The 4,128-nt window shown below is 40.9% G+C and carries 6 protein-coding genes; 1 reads left to right on the forward strand and 5 read right to left on the reverse strand.

Translation table 11 applies throughout. The features are described from left to right. Together DW743_RS17670 and DW743_RS17675 are read right to left on the reverse strand one after the other, a co-directional pair. Nucleotides 1-285 (reverse strand): DeoR family transcriptional regulator (locus tag DW743_RS17670; protein ID WP_118760270.1); only part of this gene is annotated, 285 nt, incomplete at its 3' end. Continuing rightward, nucleotides 282-470: a hypothetical protein gene (locus DW743_RS17675; RefSeq protein ID WP_117762299.1), complete on the reverse strand. Its 189-nt coding sequence runs from the start codon at nucleotides 468-470 to the stop codon at nucleotides 282-284. The genes DW743_RS17675 and DW743_RS17670, both read right to left, overlap by 4 nt. 483 nt (nucleotides 471-953) lie before the next feature. Here DW743_RS17675 and DW743_RS17685 point away from each other — a divergent pair, with 483 nt between their 5' ends. After that, nucleotides 954-1,760 carry a helix-turn-helix domain-containing protein gene (locus DW743_RS17685; RefSeq protein WP_009323504.1) on the forward strand — a complete coding sequence of 269 codons (807 nt, stop codon included), beginning with the start codon at nucleotides 954-956 and terminating at the stop codon, nucleotides 1,758-1,760. Nucleotides 1,761-2,048: 288 nt separating this feature from the next. Here the strand turns inward: DW743_RS17685 and DW743_RS17690 are convergent, their stop codons facing one another. The 3 genes from DW743_RS17690 to DW743_RS17700 form a co-directional block, all read right to left on the reverse strand. Beyond that, nucleotides 2,049-2,990 carry a DUF5301 domain-containing protein gene (locus DW743_RS17690; protein WP_226840178.1) on the reverse strand — a complete coding sequence of 314 codons (942 nt, stop codon included), beginning with the start codon at nucleotides 2,988-2,990 and terminating at the stop codon, nucleotides 2,049-2,051. 177 nt (nucleotides 2,991-3,167) lie between these two features. Further along, complete coding sequence (locus DW743_RS17695; protein WP_117762285.1) at nucleotides 3,168-3,734, reverse strand: CPBP family intramembrane glutamic endopeptidase; 567 nt, start codon at nucleotides 3,732-3,734, stop codon at nucleotides 3,168-3,170. A 47-nt stretch (nucleotides 3,735-3,781) separates the two neighbouring features. After that, nucleotides 3,782-4,128, reverse strand: a 347-nt coding sequence (locus tag DW743_RS17700; protein WP_118760271.1) for a TnpV protein, incomplete at its 5' end; no start/stop codon positions are given.

Here is a 4,128-nt window from a genome sequence, read left to right on the forward strand (position 1 = left end):
TCCAACGCCCTGACGCACCCGCATGATAAGTCCGGCGGTTTCCAGTTCATTCAGAGAACGCTTGACCGTCATGGGACTGCGGGACAGGACTACGGCAAGGGCTGTGACAGGGAAGCAGACAAACAGGATTCCGTTCTCGTCCTCCTGCCCTTTGGATAGCATAGCGTCCAGCATCCGGCAGTACATGACCTTTGCGGTGCTGCTGACTGGAAATCCTGTCAACGCTATGGGAAATGGCATACATGGCGGCAATGGTGTGTCTATCGTCATAAATTCAAAATTCATTCGGTGTGTTCCTCCTTTTTCTTGGCTCGTTTGGATAAATAACGGGGGCAGTCAATCACAACCGCCCGGAAGCTCTGCTTGCACCCATGCTGGCATCTCCGGCATAATTCGTTGTAAGTGACACGCCCCCGGTCATTGAGGTAAAAAGAAAGCTCATGCTTCCTCTTTTTGCTCATTCTCGGCATATTGCGCTTCCTCCCGTTTTCGTGTATGGTTTCGGGGCGATTTTCGGCAAAATTACAGCCATAGAGCCGCCTAAAATCTCCCGAAGTATCAGCGATAGGGTAGACTATCCCCCTATCAGATTGTCGTGTTTCGGTATCATTTCGGTGTCAGTTCGCCAGTTCTCCCCGGTGTCGTTCCTCCCCTGAATCTCACAGCGGCGTATCGCTCCCTTTGGTACGCTCGTTTTGGTCAGGGTTCCTCCATATCCCTGCCAAAAGTCATGGCACTACATCGCCGGGGAAGCATATCCCACACAGGCTGGTCATTCGATTGGAATAATCCATCGATGAACTACCCGTATCATAGAACATTTTTGTGCCCTGTGCCGTATGTCCACAAAGTAGGAATTAGGGGTAAAAATCAGAAATTTCCACGATTGCGGAAAGTGTGATATAATCCAGATAAGCGGCAGCAATCAAACCACCGGAAAGGAGCGTGCGCCCATGAAAGGAGCGACAAGCATACAGGAACGCCTTTGGGAACTCCGCAAGGACAAAGGCTTAAATCTGGAAGAGTTGTCAGAGTTGACGGGTATTTCCAAATCAGCTCTTGGAAGTTATGAGAAAGAGGATTATAAAGAAATCAATCATGGCAACCTTATCACACTGGCAGACTTCTATGGGGTTTCCGTTGATTATCTGCTGTGCCGGACAGAGAACAGGGAGCAGATCAACACGCCATTGACGGAGTTGCATTTGAATGATGAGATGGTTGCTCTCCTGAAAAGCGGTCGGATTAACAACCGTCTGCTCTGTGAGCTTGCCACACATAAAGATTTTATCAAGTTTCTTGCGGACATTGAGATTTATGTGGACGGGATTGCCACCATGCAGATTCAAAACCTCAATGCCCTTGTTGATACTGTCCGACATGAAATCATTGAACGGTATCGCCCTGGCGAAGACGACCCCCATTTGAAAGTGCTACAAGCCGCCCATATCAGTGATGATGAATATTTCAGTCAGATGGTACGGGATGACCTCAACCTCATTATCCGGGATATTCGAGAAGCCCATAAAAAGGACAGTGAGAGTGCACCCCAGACCACTGTTGCCAATGAACTGAAAGAAAATCTGGAAGCGGTCGAAAATTTCAAGGGCAGCCGGGATGAAAAGCTGGTTGTCCTTTACTGTAAACAGCTCGGTATCAACTATAAAAATCTGTCAGACGAAGAATTTCGCTGGCTGATTCGGATTCTCAAAAAATCAAAGAAAATGGGAACGCCTATCAGCCAAAGGAAAAAACGGTAAAGAAAAACCGCTGTTGCATGGTTTGTTGGCTTCCATGTAGCAGCGGTTTGTGCTGTGGTTATTCAGTTGATATTGTATAACTCCCTTTTCGGAAAAGTGTTCCCGCTGTTCATTTCCCAAATTTTAGTGTATATTCATACATTTTTTAATTTTTCGAGCAATTTGAGCAACTGTATCTTGGATTTTGCCTACTGAATATTGAGAAAATTTAGGCTGAGAATTGAAAAAGGCTATCCCTTTATTGAGACAGCCTTTTGAATTTAATTAACTTATCTATCGTTTATTCTCTCATTCAGATTCTTCTCTGTATTCAAAGACGAACCACTTTTCATTCATATAAATTTCTATTGTATCGTCTGCTCCATACTGATAACCAAATCCACTTCCAAAATTAGACTGATTATCTTCTGTTGGTATTTCAGTTCCATCGACAGTTGATGTTATTTCTCCATCCATAGTGCCACAACGTGCATCCATGATGCTTTCTCTCCCTGTATCGTAGTATAATTTACCATCTATTCTTACCATAGGTATTCTATCCCACATGGCATTTGCTTCTGTCTGTTCTATCACGGTAATTTTATAAACCTCTCCTAATTGTGCAGGATATGATTCCATTATTTCTCCGTTATAGCTAATTTCTACGAAATCTCCAATTTGCAATTCAAGGTTCTCTTCGTTTGATATATAAAACTTATCTGCTGAATCAAGTTCCAAAGAACCATCTACCGGTTTTACTATTATTGAATCATGATTCGTTTCAATTACCGATGCCTGAAATGTTACCATTAGCGGTCTATTATCTGCCGAAGCAAGCATTTCAGTTATACAATTACCTAAAGCAGGCGTTGGTTTATAAATTCCTTGATATGGCTGTTCTACATATTCGATTCCTTTATCTACATAGTAAAAAAGAGTAGTTCCTGCCGCCCCATCACAATTTATATTGATCGTAATAGAATCTTTGTTGACCGGTGCATCATTGATTGATTGCTGACTGGTTGTTTCCATATCCATTAGCATAGATAAAAATTCATCAATAAACTCCGTAGCTTCACCTTCTGTGTTAGGTGATATAGCATATTTGTCACCGTCAGAGACACCAATCGATACAATATCCTCTCTGGCTGGCAATCTAATAGGATTCCCCTGTTCTTTTCTTCCACATGCACATAACATAATTGAAACAAAGTAGCAAAGACAAACCATACTGCATAATTTCTTTTTCATGGTCATAATCCTCCCCAAAATATATTTCGTATTATACGTTATCTAAGTGTATATTTCAATGTGTGGGAAATAGCCAGAACGTGTTTGTATGCATTTTGAATGCATGTTTATAGGCTCGTTTTCAGTGGGTACACAATTCCGAAAAGGGAGTTGTATAAAGCGATAAACTGTAAGCTATCAATCGCCACTTAGGCGTGTTTTCCCAATAACAATGTAAAACAACGGTATCATTATAATCATTGCTGCTATGATATGTACATATATGAAACTTTGTGTTCCTGTAACAAGAAACAAACTTGTTATTGTATAATTCCATAACCAATGAAATCCTGTGGGCATCCAAATACTCTTTGTAGTGTAAAACATTTCATTGGCAAATATTCCATATAGAAAAGGAAAAATAAACATTACCAGAACAGAAATATTATCAGTATTAAAAATATGTGGTAGTGTAAAAATAAGTGCAGCTATTACGCAACTCAAATACTTATTTTTACATTTTTGCAGCAACAGCCCAAAAATAATTCCTCTAAAAATAACTTCTTCAATAAAGGACACGAAAAAGTAAAATATGAATTTCCCTTTATGATTCATCAACAGTGATAAAAAATCAGTATCTTGAAGAATTATATTTGATTTGACTGATGAATAAACTATAAACAATACAATGATTGGCATTATAGCTCCAACTGCAAAATTCAGAAAATCTATTTTTCTAAAATATAACCCTATGCTTTTTAACATAACGCACCTTTTAACCTCTGATTTGTCATAATCCTGACACCATACTATTATGAATAAATTATCTCATGCAAAACAATTTCTTCTGCCCGATTGTGGATATTATTGCACCGCTGCACCCATTCCATTTGAGAAGTGCGCTTTAATTCCTCGGTCACGCCCTCGGCAGCTTTCATTTGCTCCACGATAGTGTCTAACCGTTCCTGTGCCTGTTCGTTCAGGTCTGCAAGGTATGTCCATAACTCCCCTGTCAGTGTCAATGTGTTCAATCTGGCTGGGTGGACTTCCCTTAAATATTCCCGGTGCATCCGTCCGTACTTTCCGATGGGGCGGCGTTCTTCCGACAGTTTCAAGTCCGGGATGTAGTAATCTCCGACAAGGATATAATCAATTCCGT

The organism is Blautia sp. AM28-27, from assembly GCF_003480905.1.
Lineage (GTDB): Bacteria > Bacillota > Clostridia > Lachnospirales > Lachnospiraceae > Fusicatenibacter > Fusicatenibacter saccharivorans.